This is a genomic window from Shewanella sp. 3_MG-2023, from assembly GCF_030548765.1.
GTDB lineage: Bacteria > Pseudomonadota > Gammaproteobacteria > Enterobacterales > Shewanellaceae > Shewanella.
This window is the reverse complement of the sequence record NZ_JAUOSH010000090.1, coordinates 1-548: the sequence shown is the minus strand read 5'-3', so window position 1 is coordinate 548 and position 548 is coordinate 1. Positions and strand designations below refer to the sequence as shown.

Genomic DNA, 548 nt, shown 5'->3' with positions numbered 1-548 from the left:
TTATCAGGTCAGTACCAGCTCAATCGCACCGTCATGAATGGCCGCATCGTGACAGGCCGTATGATACAAGATGACAACCTCATTCAAGTAACGGGTAATCCGCTACAAAACTGGGATGGTCAAATTGACACCCTTGATGGTCGTTTTGCGCTGACCTCGATGCTCACTAACCGTTTACGTTTAGGCGGCAGCGTTGATTACAGCAAGCGTGATAATAAAAGCTCAACCGCTGAATTTGCCCAATACAACTTCAATAGCTTAACTGGCGCCTTTAGACAAAATACCCCGCAAGATATTGAACGTAACACCTATAAAGTCAATGCCAGTTACCGCATCGCCAGTGGCTACCGCTTACAAGCAGGTTACGACCGCAAAGAAGTGGAGCGTACCTTCAGTGACCGCGAGCAAACCAATGACGACAACCTATGGCTAAAATTCAATGTCCGCGCCTTAGACAAGGTTAATTTTAATCTTAAGGCCGAGCACGCTAATCGCAGTGGCTCTGACTATGAAGCCAATGAGCTGACCTCATCTGAAAATAACGCCCT

Annotated in this window: 1 protein-coding gene; it reads left to right on the top strand. The window is 47.1% G+C overall.

Annotated features, from left to right (window positions below; all coding sequences use genetic code 11):
- Positions 1-548: MtrB/PioB family outer membrane beta-barrel protein (locus Q4591_RS20105; RefSeq protein WP_303462630.1), on the top strand; the 548-nt coding region annotated here is incomplete at both ends.